Origin of the sequence: Acinetobacter sp. 766875, from assembly GCF_000582055.1 — a bacterium.
GTDB lineage: Bacteria > Pseudomonadota > Gammaproteobacteria > Pseudomonadales > Moraxellaceae > Acinetobacter > Acinetobacter nosocomialis.
Genome location: NZ_JEXX01000006.1, coordinates 66,636 through 83,117 on the forward strand (window position 1 = coordinate 66,636; position 16,482 = coordinate 83,117).

Below are 16,482 nucleotides of genomic sequence, written 5' to 3' on the forward strand. Positions count from 1 at the left end.
ATGCCCTAACTAGCGGCGTGAGCGTCTCGCCCAAGCCAATTCAATCTGTTTCATTCGTGTCAGCGATTCCAACACAAGGTTACGTAAGTGTCGACAAAAATCTTCCATAAATAAAGCGGCTTGTTGTGATTTTCGGATCAAAATTGCATCAGTCACGAGTTTAAATAATGCAAACGCTTCTTGCAGTTCCCTTTTAGAGGTATTTAGCGTCAAAAAATAACTACGACGTAGCGAAGGTAATAATTCTTTATAAAATTTCATTAAATAAGGATTACCGACCATATCTTGCTGTTCAGCCAGATATTGGAAAATGGCATCGTAGAATTTTTCGATATCGCCTGCTTTTACATGCTCAAGAAGCTGTTCTAACAAGAGCTGTAATTGATCAGCTTCATGGGCGCGCCATGTTTCACTGATGCGTTGTACAATATGCCCCAATAACATCATATTTGTATCAAACAACGCTTTAACCTGTTGTGCCGACATCTCTGAAACAATTGCACCCCGACGCGGAAAAATCTCAATGAGATGCGTACGTTCAAGCAATAATAATGCTTCACGAACTGACCCCCTACTTACATCAAGCTCTTTCGCAATACGAAGTTCTTGTATGCGTTCGCCTTCGACCAATTCGCCACTAATAATCTGTTCGCTAATATATTTGACAATTTGCTCAGAAAGACTCTCTGTCTCTTCGAGATTCATAAATCACCCGCTACTTTTTATATGCATTAATCCATGCTTTTCTTTCGCATCCTTGTTTTTAACTGATCCCATCCATTAAAAACTATGTCATTGTCTGACAATTTTATTGCATTTTAAGCCAACCCGCCCAAAATCCATACAGAAATCGGATGAAAAACTCAGCTTTAGTCTGTTTAAATCTTCAAATAAAAAAAAGCTTAAACTGTGAGAGTCTAAGCTTCCTTTTCTATATTTTTTAATAAAACGTTTTTAATTCATAAAACCTTTATAAATAAAATAACTGCCTACCACGACTAACAAACAAGCAAAGCATTTTTTTAGCCTTTGTGGTGACAATGCGTGTGCAACCTTGGCCCCAAGTTTAGCGGTCACAAAACTCATGACACTAATACCAATAAAAGCATAGATGTGCACATAACCAATCGTATTAGGTACAGAAATGTGCTCTTTAGCACCAAACCACATAAAGCCAATTGCACCCGCTACAGCAATAGGTAAACCACAAGCGGCAGAAGTCGCGACTGCTTTTTGCATGACTACACCATGACGGTTTAAATATGGAACAGTTAAGCTACCGCCTCCAATACCAAAAATTGCAGAGGCAATTCCAATACCACCACCTGCCATAAATTGCATAGGTGTTGAAGGGAGCTGACGTGTTGGGTCAACAACCACATTTGCGCCTTTAAACATGCGATAGGCCATCACAACTGCAAAAACACCAATCAGAAGCTGTAAATGCTGACCAGATAAAAGATCGGCAATGCCTGCGCCTAAAAATGAGCCCAGCACAAGACCAGGTGCTAGATTACGAAAAACAGGCCAAAGAACTGCACCTTTTTTATGATGGGCAGAAACAGAACTAAAAGACGTCACAATAATGGTTGCTAAGGAGGTTCCGACTGCAATATGCATGATTACCGCCGGGTCATAGTGCAACTGGGTAAAAACGACATAGAGGATTGGTACAATAATTAGTCCACCGCCAACTCCAAACAATCCGGCAGTAAAACCAGCAATTGCGCCAATGAGTAAATATATGATTAACTCCATAAATGTTTTACCACTCTGCTCATATTCAACATGGATTTAGAGACTCGCCAACTACAACAACTTTTAAGCGCAAAAAACCAGCTTCCAGAAGTGGTTTTATTAAAAGCAACCACAACTTCGACCAATGATGATATTCGTGAAATTGCCCAAAAAGGCATTACAACAGGCTTGGTTTGCAGTGCTCAACAAACTCAAGGGCGAGGTCAACATCAACGGCAATGGATTTCACCTGAAGGAAACATTTATTTAAGCACATTGGTGCAAACTCGAACACCCTTAGATGGTCGCTTAGCACTTGAAGTTGCGTTGAATATTTTGCAAATTCCACAGCTACAACCTTTGAGCTTACAAGTGAAATGGCCAAATGATTTGTACAGTACGCAAGGAAAATGGGGTGGAATTTTGGTCGAACCACTTTCTCAGCATCAGGCTATTGTAGGCGTGGGTATTAATTTAAAAACACCACCAGTGACTGATAGTGACCAGCTAATCACCTCTTTAGAAGATTTAGGTTTAGAGCAAATGAGTCGTCTTGAGTTAATTTCAGAGCTTTATGTTGCAATTCAAAATGCAGCCCGCTGGTTTGATCATGGTTGTTATAACCTTGCAGGACGTTTTAACCACCATGCTGCATGGCTTAATCAGTTAGTTCAGTTCGAACATAGTCAAGGATTGGTATATGGCCGTTTCGTTGGTATCTCTAATGAAGGTGCGGTGATTCTTGAAACTCCTGAACCACAGCAGTTTTATCAAGGTCGTCTAAGACCACAAACCACTCAGTAATCAGGTATTTTTCCCATGAAAAGTTTATGGCTTGATATCGGAAACACCCGTTTAAAATACTGGATTACTGAAAATCAGCAAATTATTGAACATGCAGCTGAGTTACATTTGCAGTCTCCTGCCGATTTATTACTGGGATTAATCCAACACTTTAAACATCAAGGCTTGCATCGTATTGGGATTTCTTCGGTTCTCGATACCGAAAATAATCAGCGTATTCAGCAGATTTTAAAATGGCTAGAAATTCCTGTTGTTTTTGCCAAAGTCCATTCGGAATATGCAGGCTTACAATGTGGCTATGAAGTCCCGAGTCAGCTCGGGATTGACCGCTGGCTACAGGTACTTGCTGTTGCTGAGGAAAAAGAAAACTATTGCATTATTGGTTGCGGAACAGCGCTTACTATTGATTTAACCAAAGGCAAACAGCATTTAGGCGGTTATATTCTGCCAAACCTTTATTTACAGCGTGATGCGCTGATTCAAAATACCAAAGGTATTAAAATTCCCGATTCGGCTTTTGATAATCTAAATCCAGGCAATAACACCGTAGATGCAGTACATCACGGTATTTTGTTAGGTCTTATTAGTACGATTGAGAGCATCATGCAGCAATATCCTAAAAAGCTGCTCCTCACAGGTGGAGATGCTCCTCTTTTTGCTAAATTTCTACAGAAGTACCAGCCAACTGTTGAAAAAGATCTTTTGCTTAAAGGGCTACAACAATATATTGCTCATTATCCTAAAGACTAAAATACAGAACAAAATAAAAGGCGCTCTAAGCGCCTTTTATTTTATGGTTTTATTTCTTTTGGTCGTTGTTACCAAACAGTGGTCCCATACCGCCACCACCGCCAAATTGTTTTTGCATATTGCCTAATGAACGCATCATTTTGCTCATACCAGATGGATTCGCAAACTTCTTCATCATTTTAGCCATTTGCGCTTGTTGCTTAATAAGCTTATTCACTTCAGCAACATCCATACCACAACCTGCCGCAATACGTTTTTTACGACTTGGGTTCATCAGGTCTGGGTTACGGCGTTCTTTAACAGTCATCGATTGGATAATTGCTTCCATTTTTTTGACTTGTTTTTCAGGATTCGCTTGCTCAATCGCTTGCTGGATTCCTGCACCGCTCATGCCAGGCAACTTGTCTAAGAAGCCCATCATGCCGCCCATTTTTTTCATTTGCTCAAATTGCATCAGCATATCTTCAAAGTTGAAGCTACCGCCTTTTTGCAATTTTTTCGCCATTTTTTCGGCTTTTTCTTTGTCGATTTTACGTTCAACTTCTTCGACTAAAGAAAGTACGTCACCCATACCTAAAATACGTTGAGCAACACGATCCGGATGGAATGGCTCTAAGGCATCAAGCTTTTCGCCCATACCCAAGAACTTGATTGGCTTACCAGTAATAGCACGAACAGAAAGCGCTGCACCACCACGTGCATCACCATCAGTTTTAGTAAGAATCACGCCCGTAAGTGCCAAAGCATCGTTAAATGCTTTAGCAGTATTTGCAGCATCCTGACCTGTCATAGCATCAACCACGAACAGAGTTTCAGTAGGCTTAACTGCTGCATGCAATTCTTTAATTTCGTCCATCATGTCTTCATCGACATGTAAACGACCTGCTGTATCGACAATCAACACATCGGCAAACTGGATCTTTGCCTGTTCAATTGCACGGTTAACGATATCAATAGGCTTTTCAGAAGGATCTGATGGAATAAAACCTGCGCCAACTTCTGCTGATACAGTTTCTAACTGTTTGATCGCTGCCGGACGGTAAACGTCGGCAGAAACCGTCATTACTTTTTTCTTTTGACGTTCTTTTAAGAAACGTGCCAGCTTGGCAGCAGTTGTAGTTTTACCTGCACCTTGTAAACCAGCAAGCAATACAACAACTGGAGGCTTAGCACTTAAATCCAGTGTTTCATTTGCCTCACCCATCATCTTGGTGAGTTCGTCATAGACAATTTTTACAAATGCCTGGCCTGGAGATAACTGGGTCATCACTTCTTGGCCCAATGCCTCTTCCTTAACTTTCGCGATAAATTCACGAGTTACAGGTAACGCGACATCGGCTTCAAGAAGAGCCATACGTACTTCACGTAAGGTATCTTTAATATTGTCTTCGGTCAGCTGCCCTGAGCCAGTAACATTTCTTAAACTCTGCGTGAGTCGTTCTGTTAAGGTATCAAACATTGCAAAATCCGCTTAAAATGGCTAGTTGCAAAAAAATCTTTCTCGAAATAGAAAATTTATGCATAGAATGCTATAGGATACTTTAGTTCGCAGCGAATTTATATCTTATCTAGATGAATTAATCCTGAAAAAGGTTTGACATGATTAGCCTCCCCTTGGTTTACACAATTTTGGCACTCATCGCATATACCACTTCTTTCTGGTATCTGTTCATACGTTTAATGTCAAAACGTGAACCAAACCCATGGTTATTTGCTCTTGTTACGACCTTGGCACTGCTGCTGCACGGCACAGTTCTATGCCATGCAATGCTGACGCCTTTAGGAATTAACTATGATGTTTTTAATTTAGTCTCTTTTACATCATGGCTTATGTTGTTGTTAAGTTTAATTTTTAGTACTTTTCGTCCGATTGTACCTTTAAACTTATTAGGCATTCCTGTAGCGGCCATTGGTCTTATTTTAGGTTTTGCATTTAGTAAACCAAATCAGTTTATTGAACAACACTCATTAGGCTTAGATACGCATATTATTCTTTCACTTTCGGCCTATGCGGTTCTACTCATGGCAACCATACATGCAATCTTGATATGGTTCCAAAACCGTGAACTCAAAAAGAAACAAAAAAAACGCTTCTGGGTCAATTTACTCCCGCCCATTCAGGCCATGGAGTCCTTGTTATTTGATTTAATTATTACCGGTTTTATTTTATTAACCATTGCTCTGGCGTTTGGTTTCTTAACTATTGATAGTTTCTTTGCTCAGCATCTCGCTCATAAAACCGTATTTAGTATTATTTCATGGATTATTTATGGCTCATTACTCATTGGCCATTACAAACTCGGATGGCGTGGTCAAAAAGCGATTCGTTTTACCCTAATTGGTTTTGCCCTTTTAGCGATCGGCTTTATTGGCAGTAAATTTGTGCTTGAGATGATATTGGGCCGATAAAACAATTAAAATTTCAGCACTACTAGACAGCGTTATACATATCCCGTATAACGCTGTTTTTGTTTTGCTCAGGTGACTCAGACTGTGAAACTCATACTCGCTCCAATGGAAGGTTTAACTGACCCGATCATGCGGGATACACTCACATCTGTTGGTCACTTCGACTGGTGTGTAACCGAGTTTATTCGCGTTACAGACAGTATTTTGCCAGACCATATTTACTATAGCTTTTGCCCTGAACTTAAAAATGATGGTAAAACAGCTGCGGGAACACCAGTGCATGTTCAGTTCTTAGGGAACAACCCAGATATGCTGGCTGCAAATGCTGCAAAAGTGGTTGAACTAGGTGCTCCTGCAATTGACCTTAATTTTGGTTGCCCTGCAAAAACAGTCAATCGTCATAGAGGTGGATCCGTACTTCTTGATGAACCAGACGTGGTACATATGCTCATTAAAGCTGTTCGCGATGCAGTACCAGCACATATTCCGGTCTCAGCAAAAATGCGTTTGGGTTATCTCGATGAAAACCACACCATGGAAAATGCGCATGCGGTCGAAGATGCTGGCGCAAGCTGGCTAACAGTACATGCGCGAACGAAAGCAGATGGCTATACGCCACCAGCTTATTGGGAAAAAATTCTACCGATTAAAGAAGCTTTAAAAATTAATGTGATTGCTAACGGCGAAATCTGGACCAATGCCGATGCCAAAGCCTGCCAACAACAATCTGGTTGTGAAGATTTAATGATTGGCCGTGGTGCTGTGACGACTCCAGATTTAACGCAGTGCATTCGTAATAATATGGATGAGGCATTATTTAGTTGGGAGCAACTGGTTGACTTACAAATTCGATTTTTAAACGGACAAGCAAAAACAGAAATTGGAATGGTGGGTCGTTATAAGCAATGGTTAGGTATGATGACCAAAGCCTATCCACAAGCGAAAGAATTATGGGACCAAGTAAAACGTATTAAAGCTTTAGATGAAATTGTTCAACAGTTACAACAAACCAGTTCATCACATAACTAATTACTTAAAATTTATAAAAGAGTGTGGCTGTTTAGACAACCGCCCTCTTTTTTGTATTTCAGGTTCAGTGTTTATTTTTAAAAACCACTTACTTTCATTTTAAAGTCGGTTACCGAAGCACCCGTGACTCCAAAACTTCCCATCGACCCATTAGGTAAATTATTAAACGTTGTTGGACTTTGTATTCCCGCATTTCCTAAAGTTATATTGTTAAGTGATGCATCAAATTTACTAGAGACACCTGTATTGCCAAAAGTTAGCCCTGTTGGGTCAACTCCAGCATAAAACCCATCAAGAACAAATCCTGTAGATGTATTTGTTCCCGCAAATTTAAATCCAAAATTCGCACCGGTATTATCAGAAACTAAAGTAATTGGACAACCAGATGCAGCAGAACAAATCGATTGAATAGCTCCACCAAATTTGACCATGACAGACTGGGCAGCATGCCCCAATTGAATGTTTAAACGAGGTTTATTGGTCTGTACAAAGTTAATATCCAAATTTCCGGTAGAGCGAATAAGTTCTTTCACTCCTGTATTTACCGTTGTTCCCGAACTGAAAATTGATTTTGGTGCATAACTAGTCACCGCATAATCCGAAGGACTAGAAACTGATGTATTAGGCGCTAAATAAACTGAAAATGGTGTAAGCCGAATACCATTGACGTCACTTCCCATTGTGACAGCCAAGTTCACAAAAGGCTTACCTGCACCTGCATCGGTATCTATAGCAATATTGAAAGACGGATTGGTCGATACAGCTGCTTTAATAAATTCTATACTTGGAACCGGATTAGTAGAGTTCCCCGCAATGACGAGACCAGCTTTGCTGTTGTAAGACGTAGACGCAATACCATTGGTATCAATCAAGGCGACTTGATTAAATTTAACTTTATCAGCCTGAATGCCTAGCGTTAAACCATTTTGACCCGTCGTCGCTGAAAGACTTTGGTCATCTAAAGGCTGCATCGCAAAAACACTTGAACTACTGGCAAATAATAACCAGCAGGCTATATTTTTATTTTTCATGTTGCTCTAATCCTTAAGAGACAAACGTTTATTATTTGTTCAGATTATCAGAATAATAGATGAGTACAAAACAATTATCCCTATAACCCGACGAATGTAAATCCAATCACATTCAAAAATTAAATTTTAAAAAAGTGGCGATATCGCCACTTTTATTTATTAGTTAAAAGCACCATTTCTCGGCACAATGCTAAAGTTACTATTTAAACGCCCACCAGTAATAGCAAGTTCACCTAAACGTGCGCCCGCCCCTGTTGAAGGTGGATAGAAATTAATATCTTTAACACGTAAAGCACCATCAATGTTCTTATCAGGGTTAAAGTACACTGCGGTATTTACACCCACTTTGCCTAGTCCGCTCGCACTGTCTTTTCCAACAACTAATGCTGTGTTGAACGCAAGCTTACCAGTCATGTTCTCCAGACCAATTGCAGAGCCATCAATCGGGTCACTAATTTGAACTGAGTTTCCGGTTGCTGTGGCAGGCATTGTAAAATCACCCAAAACAGTGAGCGCACTACCATCGGCAATTGAACTGTTTGGGACTATTGATAAATTAAGATCTCCGCCTAAACGCAGCTTTAAACCAAATAAAACATCGTTATTTCGAGCAAAGTTATCAATTGGTGAGGTACAAGATCCTGTTGCTGGACAAGATTTATATTTAGCCCCAGGCAAATAACCCGCTGCAATTTCAGTTGATAAGGCAAGTAACATATCTTTTAAACCGATATTTAAACTGCCATTTTCTAAACCGATAGTGCCATTACCTTTTAAGAACATATCGATATTACGTAAGCCCATATAGTAGTCGGTAGGATTACCCGCATTATTGGCATTTGGAGAACCATCAATTAATAAAATTGAAGTTGTTTTTGTACCGCCTGAGTCACGTCCTGTTGTGCCAACAGCAACACCAAATCCTAAACGCGAAGTCGTTCCCGAGGTACCTACAGCATTCTGAACAGGTCTACCATTAGCATCTTTTGTATAGTAAAAAGTGCTATTCGCAGGTGCATCTACCCCATAAACTGCGGCATTGGCATTTAAGTTATAAAAAGGTAAAGCCAAGCCCCATTGGTTACTTAAGCCATTATCTGCAAATTGATTAGCAGCAGCGACATTGGCACTGGTAGTAAAGCGACCACGTCTAGAAAATGCCTGAAACTCTGCTCCACGCATCGCAAGAATTAGACTAAATGGATTAGTCACCGTATCCCGGTGAATATTATGTTGATAATCGGCAGCAGTTGTTAAAGTGCCAGATCCTAAACGAATTGCATTTAACGTTGCGTTATTCGGCATTAATAAGGTTTTTGTATCAGCAAGATTTAAATAAATATTTCCGCTATCAAAGTAACCACGTGTAGCTGAGTTCAGCCCAGTTAAATTACCAAACTCAAAACCATAAGCATTCAGCCCTGCCCCACCAATTTCTAAAGTCGTGGCTTTGCCATCGGCGCCTAGCATAGAATCGTTATCTTTAGTGAACTCACCTTTCATACGAAAGGCAATTCCAGTATTACCCAAAATACTATTACTTGAGGTGGTGCCTGAGGCAGTATTTGCTGTACCTAAGGTTGTCGTGTCCGAAGAGCCATCCATACCACGGACTTGTAAATAACTATTTACCATACGTCCGCTTGCGCCTACACGAATTAAACCTTTTGAATTTTGCGGTGTATTCGTAGCATCTAGCCCATAAGGATTGGTTTTATCTACATTAGAACTGAGCATTACTTCAATGTTCAGACCTGAATTAGTCACTTTGCCATTGCTATCAACATAGGTCCCTGCCGTTAAACCCGAAGCTGAGTCTGCCACCCGATTAAAGTCGACATAGCCATATGTACTATTTGGTGTTTGTCCTATAGCAGCCACATTTGACCCAGTATTAGTTTGTAAAACTAAGCCACGGATAGGGTCAATAAACATGACACCTTTACCCACAAAATTAAAGTTAAAATTCTTTAAAATTAGTTGGTTGAGTTGACTACGAGCATCTAACTGTCCTAAATAAATATTTGCGTTATTTATACCCAATGTCATATTTGACTGGCTATTTGGAGTAAACAGGCCATCTTGAGTAGTCAATGCTAGATTTAAAGGTGATGTTGTTTGGATAGCCAACTGCCCTAACGTAGGTGAGCATGTAGCAGAACTATTACAAACCTTCACGCTATTTACCGTAATGAGGGATGGACTACTTTGCATAGAAAAATCAACACCAGCTTTACCTGTAGTCGTATTACTCCCCACATCTAAACGGTAGTTCGTTCCTAAAGCTTGTGTAGAGGCATTACTTTTTTGTATTTTTACACCGTTCGCTTGAGCTCTTAAAACCTGATCAGCGCTTGTTGGCGTGCCCGCATGATCATCCCAATAAGCATTATCAACATTAATTTCGTTGAAAGTCGTTTGAATTGAGATCCCATCTTGACCATTGACTGCACTCAAATCGGCATCGGTTAAAGCTTCTAAAGCAAAAACTTGTCCACTCACTAACAACATGCTGGCTGTTAATGTATTTAAAATAAACTTTGAGCCGTGACTTTCTTTATTTTTGTTCATCACTTCAGTTCCTTTGAAATCTACATTAACCGTTAACAACGGGGATGGCTACCATCACAGCTAAACACCATGACTTTTCCTTGAATAGCCAAGTTGCCGTTCATCATTAAACCCATAAAACCTGTTTCACGTCCATAGTCATAGGCTGAAGGCGTTGCTGTGGCCACTTGCTGAGTCGCACTGTTTGCAGTTGCAGCATACGTTGGTTTTTTGAAATATGCATAATCATACATATTCGTACTCGAGCCTTGGGTCGTTGTTGAACTCGTAAAGTTATCTTGCTCAATGGATAAAGCATTAAAACCAAAGTTACGAATTAAAATTGGTTGTGCAGCACTAAAACTTAGTTGAATAGCAGGTTTTATAATTTCGGTATTGGTTTTATCGAGATACTTCAAATCAGCACCATCCAAACCCATTTTTTGGATGTTTAAAGTTCCTTGTACACCTTTAAACACCAACCAAAGCTTATTACCGCTATCACTATTTTCAGCCCAACCACTTGGCTTAGCTGCATCTGCTTGTACAAAACGTTTATTAATTGCTAAACCAATGTGGCAAAACTCTACGTTTTCACAAACGCCGCCACTACCATTATCAAATATACCGTTACTGGTCTGGTTTAAATTAAGCATTAAAGACAAATCAGCACCAGCTTGACCATTAATCGCCTGTAAAGCGTCGTTGTCCAAAGTTTGTAATTCTGCATGACTCGCAGTTGCACAAAGAGTAAGGAGTAAAGCAGTTATTTTTTTCATCGCATTATTCTCCTCTTATAGACCTTTTGTAGTGAGCTTTAAATGCTGAATGAGCAAGCCATCCACCACAGCAGAACCTAAATTATTGAGAGGAGTAATGTTATTTAATGCAGGTGCCTGATTGGCAGTTGGAATCACATAGCCTGTGGTACCGTTACTACTACCAATTAAATCGTTGACCACAGCATTTCTTGATGTGAGCCATGGAATAGAAGAGTTACTCCAGTCACGGTTTGAAACCGTTCCATACATTGGAGTTGAACCTGATGTACTCGTACATCCTAATGCACCAGAACACTTCGCTGCGTCAGCTGGTTTAGCAGTTGGATTTGTAATCACCCAAGTACCTGTACCTTGGTTATATTCCCACTGATATAAATAACCAGCTGTTTTATAACCGCAGTTTGAATTAAACAAACCACAACTATAAGTTTGATTCCATATTTGAGTATTCTGTTGTCTTTGTTTGTAGCGGACTTCTGTCATGGTTGCAGATGTTGTTCCAGACACTGAGTTGGTCAATGACACTAGGCTACCAGCAGAGGTTCCAGAAACTTGTGTACCAGCTGAAATTAAGCGGCCAAAGGAGACTCCAATTGCACCTTCACTCGTATCTGCTAACAGAGTTTTTCCATTATCAGGACTATAAACTGTCCCGATTGCGATACTGCTGTGTGTTGGATTAGCACAAGAATAAACGTTACAAGTGGCACCTTTATATGTGGTGTCAGCTCCAGTGTAATCGGTATAAATCTGCTTATATATTTCTGGCTTATTGGCAATTCGCGCAATTTCTATACTAAAGTTTTTGCCATCAGAACCCAAAATAAGGGGTTGATATAAATTACCTAGTACTAAGTTAATATTTGGATTGTATAGATATAAACCTTCAGTATCAGCAAACTTCGGTGCGATAGCACCAGTTGCATCTAATGCTGGTGTATATAGATTATTGGATGCATTTGGTGAATCTGAAGTTTCACGAGTACTCAATCGTAAAACTTTACTAGTATCATTAAAATCACTTCGTGTCTTACTTGATGTTTTTGTGTCTGTTCTTGTGCGATTTTCTACGTAATAGCGACATCCACGTAGTGTACTAAAACTTCCTGTACCACTATTACCACAGTCGCCACTACTGCTTGTACTTAAGGTTGAATTTGCACCAGCATGTACTGTTTGCCAACCATTATTCGCACTCGTTGCATAGGTTTGGGTTTGGCTCGTAACATTTTCAGTCACAATACTCGTATTTTTACTATCGCCCGTATTTAAGCGCACTAAACCAGACATTCCCAAAGTATTGTTATAAAAAGGACTCATTCCACCAGCAGAGGTTGCTCCTCCTAGCGTTTGGAACATGCTAATCTGGCTACCATTTAGACTAAAACCATTTAGAATACCTTGTAAACGTAAACGGTTCGCACGACTTGTATCAATACTGGTACCAATTAATCCATTACTATCACCATATTGGAACTGTGCTAAAGAACCATTTGTCGTTGCTACAATATTAGGGTTCCGTACAAATGCATCTGCCCATAAACCTAATTTTAAATTATATGCGTCTGCTCCGGCTGCACCATCAATTGTGGGTTGGTATAAAGGAGCTTCTAAAGATAAATATGTAACAGGATAAACACCACTATCGGTAGTACTAAAGTTAGGAACATTGTTCGCAGTTTTTACTTTAAATACCCAAGGGTTCGCACCTGTTCCCCAGCTTGAAATCGCTACTGCGGTTGCACTATTGGCAATACGTGAGTTGGCATCACCATCTGACTTAGAAAGTGCTAAACCATAAAGAAAGATATCCGCTTTCCCGACTGCTTTATCTTCGGGTCCAACAGTACCATTGCCACTTGTGTCTGCAGCGGCGACACTCAAAGGCCCAACAGGTACATAGTTAATGTAACCTGTATCTTTACTACGATCGGTAATTATTTGATTTACAGATTCATTTGGACCAGCACCACGAAATACCATGAATGCATTTTGAGGTAATATTGCAATACCCTCTCCCGTAGTTTCACTTAAACCAGCATCAGAAAGCTCTTCAAGAGCAAAACTCGATTGACTTAAACAGAGGCCAATTAAGCTTGCTAAAACGGTTTTTTGAAAACTGACCGTATAATTAAGTGTAGTCATCGTGACCTTCCTGTTTTATACGATGCCGCGCACCATATTTCTTTTTCTTTAACAGTCCTTGAAGTGTGATGAAATTATTTCCTTTTCCATCTCACAAGGGGCAAACTTCAAAATTGCCAACCTTTCCACATTTCCATTATGCTGAATATTTATTCAAATGCAAAATTAAATCAGCAAAAATGCATTTTTCCGATGAATGAAAAATGGTTAAAACACACAAATTAATCAGCAGAATTTTAAAGAACCATAACAGTTAGCAGAAAAACTCTGTTTTTGTAAAACAACATTGGTTAGGGTCATGGAAGCAGGTGTTTTACCAGTTAAGTCAACCGTCCCCACAGGAAGATTTCCTGCAATTAAACAACTACTTGCTAATAAACCACAATCTACAGGATTTTTATCTAAATACTTGCTTACCTGTCCTAAAGCATCAACAATTGTAGAAAGTGCAATATCAACACTACCAGCAGGAGTGATTTGACCAATATCAATCGGATTTGTAAGCTCTAGCCACCATCCAGTTTGTGCAGTAGAGGCAGCTTCTGGCCATAGAATATTCACGCCCTGTACAGATAAATAACCAGCAGATCCATTTAATTGCGCAGCATGGAAATAGCCCAGACTTTGTTTAATTGCTACATTTACATCTAAATTATTTACTGTCCCAGTTACATTACCTGAAATGGGAATAGGAAGTCCTAGTACAGTGGCCGTTGCATCTAAAGTTCCAGTAATAGCTAAACCACCAACTGTTGCTTTTGCATTTAAATTGGCCGTATTTATACGTTTACCCGTAATAACCTGCTGTCCCATAGACAGTGTTCCACTGCCTGCTCCCAAATTCAGATTATACCCAGTAGATGTAAATGGAACTGTATATAGTTTACCTATAACTGTTGCCTGACCAGTAATTGCCGTGTTTGTCTCATCTTGAGTAATACCATAGTATGGGTTGGTGGTTACGGTGCCTCCCGTTGGTTTAGTTACCATATATCCACTCAAAGAGTTAATACCACTCGCAGCATCCCCATTTTGTAAACCAAAAGTAAGTAGTCCAGAAAGAGATTTCGCACTTAATCGGAAACCTTGTATTTCACGTGTAGAAGCTGAATTTGGGTTTTTAACCGCGAACTCTAAAAATGGGTTTGTAATAACGGCGGAAGATGCAGCTCGTTCCGCACTGGTACTATCGACAGTACCGCCACTTAGACTCAAATAATCGATATCAATATCACAAGCCCCTGCTCCATTGACACCACCACAACCTAATTGTAATTTTTTAATATTGGCATTCAGTTCTAATTGGGCATCTAGGGCAAGTCGATAAAAGCCCATGTTTCCGTTAGTAATTGAGTTACTTGCAGCATCGGTAGGTGCGATATAAGACATACTCATCAAGGCTTGGCCACGAGTAGCTGACAACTCAGCATCTGACATTGGAACTAAGGTAGAACCAGCATAAGCTGAAGAAAAGCATAAACTTCCAAGTGCTAAAATAGCTAAATGAAGAGACTTAAACTGTCGCATAACCGACCTCCGTATCCTTGGGGGCATAATCTAATTTAATTTCTTTTTATTTGGCTTTCCTTTCTTTAATCTAATCTTAAATTGAATAAACAAAGAAATGCCTATAGCTGATTTTTATGATTTAAGTCCATTTAAATTGTGTGATACAACTCAAAGAAACAAATCAATTATTGATCATTTTATATCATTTTTTACAAAAGAAAACGTTCATTTATTAATATTCCGATGAATGCCACTTTCTTTATTTTTCAACAAAAATGGGCCACTTCAAGTGACCCATTTTTTAGAATTTAATCTAATTTAAAACAACTTAGGTTTTAGGAAGCGTAACGCCCGTTTGTCCTTGGTATTTACCACCACGGTCTTTATAAGATGTTTCACAAACTTCATCGCTTTCAAAGAAAAGCATTTGTGCTACACCTTCACCTGCATAAATACGCGCAGGTAAGTTCGTCGTATTTGAAAACTCTAAAGTAACGTGACCTTCCCACTCTGGTTCCAAAGGCGTCACATTTACAATAATACCGCAGCGTGCATAAGTTGATTTACCCAAGCATACAGTTAAAACATTACGTGGAATGCGGAAATATTCAATTGTGCGCGCCAAGGCAAATGAGTTTGGCGGAATAATACAAACGTCAGACTCAATATCGATAAAACTTTTTTCATCGAAATTTTTCGGATCAACAATTGCAGAATGTACGTTGGTGAAAACTTTAAATTCACGTGCACAGCGTACGTCATAACCATAGCTAGAGACCCCGTACGAAATCAATTTTTCGCCATTCTTATCAAAACGGACTTGATTCTCTGCATAAGGTTCAATCATGCCGTGTTTTTCGCTCATTTCGCGAATCCAACGATCAGACTTAATAGCCATGTATTTTCTATCCAAAAGGTAATTTCATTGATTGCGACGTACTTTAACGTAAAAAAGCAATTATGAAAACAATGGTGGCTACTCTTCGTGACAAGAATAGCCCAGCAAGACTTTTAAAGGTTTAATAAAGCAGAATAGCTAATCGGAATTGAGAAGCTGACCAAAACCAGCGAAGCTGTTTTTTGTAAATTCGTCTGATTTAACCAACTTACTTTATTAGCCGCCAAGATTGATCCTAAAAAAATCCAAAATAAAGCAATCGGTGTAATTAAAGCCAAATAAGCCAGCATATGAATGAGATAAATATAAAAATCAGTCCATGCTGTAACAGGAAAAATTGCAGAAGCAAAAAGTAATGCTTTAGGGTTCAATAGAGTTGCACAAAACAATTCACGTGGTCGAATAGTTGGCTGATCTAACTCAAATTGTTGATTTGCTGTGTGCCATAACTTAATCGCTAAAAAAATAATGTAACAAGCACTTAGCAATTTAAGCATAGGAGGTAAGAAAGGAAGTGTTGAAGAAACTTTCCCGATTAACATGCCCCAAGCTGAAATAGAAATTATATATCCAAGAACTTCTGCTGGAATTAACTTAGCAGACTTCCTAAAACCAACTTGTACACCAGATGATGCCAGTAAAGTATTGGTTGGGCCTGGGGTAAGTAAAATTGTGGCAACTAAGCCAATAAAAAGCCATGAAATCATTGAATGACCTCACAATGTAGTCATCTCAGATTAATAGATATCTTTTATGAAGGCAAAATCTAATTGTAAGACGATTTTTTAAAACACTAACACGGTAAAAGTAAATATTATTATTAAACAAATAGATAAAA

The 16,482-nt window shown here is 39.3% G+C and carries 14 protein-coding genes; 4 read left to right on the forward strand and 10 right to left on the reverse strand.

Going from position 1 to position 16,482, the window contains the following annotated elements; all coding sequences use genetic code 11:
* Positions 1–9: 9 nt before the first annotated feature.
* Both J576_RS07590 and J576_RS07595 read right to left on the reverse strand, forming a co-directional pair.
* Positions 10–705: a GntR family transcriptional regulator gene (locus J576_RS07590; RefSeq protein WP_001047228.1), complete on the reverse strand. Its 696-nt coding sequence runs from the start codon at positions 703–705 to the stop codon at positions 10–12.
* Between the two features lie 249 nt (positions 706–954).
* Complete coding sequence (locus J576_RS07595; RefSeq protein WP_002050450.1) at positions 955–1,758, reverse strand: sulfite exporter TauE/SafE family protein; 804 nt, start codon at positions 1,756–1,758, stop codon at positions 955–957.
* Positions 1,759–1,788: 30 nt separating this feature from the next.
* Between J576_RS07595 and J576_RS07600 the strand changes: the two genes are divergently transcribed.
* Together J576_RS07600 and J576_RS07605 are read left to right on the forward strand one after the other, a co-directional pair.
* Positions 1,789–2,541 carry a biotin--[acetyl-CoA-carboxylase] ligase gene (locus tag J576_RS07600; RefSeq protein WP_000362826.1) on the forward strand — a complete coding sequence of 251 codons (753 nt, stop codon included), beginning with the start codon at positions 1,789–1,791 and terminating at the stop codon, positions 2,539–2,541.
* Positions 2,542–2,556: 15 nt separating this feature from the next.
* Positions 2,557–3,291: a pantothenate kinase gene (locus J576_RS07605; RefSeq protein ID WP_002050298.1), complete on the forward strand. Its 735-nt coding sequence runs from the start codon at positions 2,557–2,559 to the stop codon at positions 3,289–3,291.
* Between the two features lie 49 nt (positions 3,292–3,340).
* Here J576_RS07605 and ffh read toward each other — a convergent pair whose 3' ends face one another.
* Positions 3,341–4,750, reverse strand: coding sequence for a signal recognition particle protein (ffh, locus tag J576_RS07610; protein WP_000460622.1), 1,410 nt, complete (start codon positions 4,748–4,750; stop codon positions 3,341–3,343).
* Between the two features lie 140 nt (positions 4,751–4,890).
* Between ffh and J576_RS07615 the strand changes: the two genes are divergently transcribed.
* A complete protein-coding gene (locus J576_RS07615) occupies positions 4,891–5,700 on the forward strand; it encodes a cytochrome C assembly family protein (protein WP_033855548.1) in 810 nt (269 codons plus the stop codon).
* An 84-nt stretch (positions 5,701–5,784) separates the two neighbouring features.
* Positions 5,785–6,729, forward strand: a complete 945-nt coding sequence (locus J576_RS07620) for a tRNA dihydrouridine synthase (RefSeq protein WP_002050334.1) — start codon at positions 5,785–5,787, stop codon at positions 6,727–6,729.
* Between the two features lie 77 nt (positions 6,730–6,806).
* Here J576_RS07620 and J576_RS07625 read toward each other — a convergent pair whose 3' ends face one another.
* From J576_RS07625 to J576_RS07655, 7 genes are all read right to left on the reverse strand, one after another.
* On the reverse strand, positions 6,807–7,760 hold the full coding sequence (locus tag J576_RS07625; RefSeq protein ID WP_002050373.1) for a DUF6160 family protein: 954 nt from the start codon (positions 7,758–7,760) through the stop codon (positions 6,807–6,809).
* Positions 7,761–7,919: 159 nt separating this feature from the next.
* On the reverse strand, positions 7,920–10,331 hold the full coding sequence (locus tag J576_RS07630; RefSeq protein WP_002050303.1) for a DUF6160 family protein: 2,412 nt from the start codon (positions 10,329–10,331) through the stop codon (positions 7,920–7,922).
* A 32-nt stretch (positions 10,332–10,363) separates the two neighbouring features.
* On the reverse strand, positions 10,364–11,089 hold the full coding sequence (locus J576_RS07635) for a DUF6160 family protein (protein ID WP_002050454.1): 726 nt from the start codon (positions 11,087–11,089) through the stop codon (positions 10,364–10,366).
* 15 nt (positions 11,090–11,104) lie between these two features.
* Positions 11,105–13,237, reverse strand: a complete 2,133-nt coding sequence (locus J576_RS07640) for a hypothetical protein (protein WP_002050340.1) — start codon at positions 13,235–13,237, stop codon at positions 11,105–11,107.
* Positions 13,238–13,462: 225 nt separating this feature from the next.
* Positions 13,463–14,764 carry a hypothetical protein gene (locus J576_RS07645; protein ID WP_002050381.1) on the reverse strand — a complete coding sequence of 434 codons (1,302 nt, stop codon included), beginning with the start codon at positions 14,762–14,764 and terminating at the stop codon, positions 13,463–13,465.
* Positions 14,765–15,074: 310 nt separating this feature from the next.
* Positions 15,075–15,644, reverse strand: a complete 570-nt coding sequence (dcd, locus tag J576_RS07650) for a dCTP deaminase (protein ID WP_000985728.1) — start codon at positions 15,642–15,644, stop codon at positions 15,075–15,077.
* Positions 15,645–15,757: 113 nt separating this feature from the next.
* Positions 15,758–16,351, reverse strand: a complete 594-nt coding sequence (locus J576_RS07655; protein WP_002050444.1) for a LysE family translocator — start codon at positions 16,349–16,351, stop codon at positions 15,758–15,760.
* Between the last annotated feature and the right edge of the window lie 131 nt (positions 16,352–16,482).

Coding starts and splice junctions, on each gene's coding strand:
- J576_RS07590 (WP_001047228.1), bottom strand. CDS start 705: ATGAATCTCGAAGAGACAGAGAGTCTTTCTGAGCAAATTGTCAAATAT.
- J576_RS07595 (WP_002050450.1), bottom strand. CDS start 1,758: ATGGAGTTAATCATATATTTACTCATTGGCGCAATTGCTGGTTTTACT.
- J576_RS07600 (WP_000362826.1), top strand. CDS start 1,789: ATGGATTTAGAGACTCGCCAACTACAACAACTTTTAAGCGCAAAAAAC.
- J576_RS07605 (WP_002050298.1), top strand. CDS start 2,557: ATGAAAAGTTTATGGCTTGATATCGGAAACACCCGTTTAAAATACTGG.
- ffh (WP_000460622.1), bottom strand. CDS start 4,750: ATGTTTGATACCTTAACAGAACGACTCACGCAGAGTTTAAGAAATGTT.
- J576_RS07615 (WP_033855548.1), top strand. CDS start 4,891: ATGATTAGCCTCCCCTTGGTTTACACAATTTTGGCACTCATCGCATAT.
- J576_RS07625 (WP_002050373.1), bottom strand. CDS start 7,760: ATGAAAAATAAAAATATAGCCTGCTGGTTATTATTTGCCAGTAGTTCA.
- J576_RS07630 (WP_002050303.1), bottom strand. CDS start 10,331: ATGAACAAAAATAAAGAAAGTCACGGCTCAAAGTTTATTTTAAATACA.
- J576_RS07635 (WP_002050454.1), bottom strand. CDS start 11,089: ATGAAAAAAATAACTGCTTTACTCCTTACTCTTTGTGCAACTGCGAGT.
- J576_RS07640 (WP_002050340.1), bottom strand. CDS start 13,237: ATGACTACACTTAATTATACGGTCAGTTTTCAAAAAACCGTTTTAGCA.
- J576_RS07645 (WP_002050381.1), bottom strand. CDS start 14,764: ATGCGACAGTTTAAGTCTCTTCATTTAGCTATTTTAGCACTTGGAAGT.
- dcd (WP_000985728.1), bottom strand. CDS start 15,644: ATGGCTATTAAGTCTGATCGTTGGATTCGCGAAATGAGCGAAAAACAC.
- J576_RS07655 (WP_002050444.1), bottom strand. CDS start 16,351: ATGATTTCATGGCTTTTTATTGGCTTAGTTGCCACAATTTTACTTACC.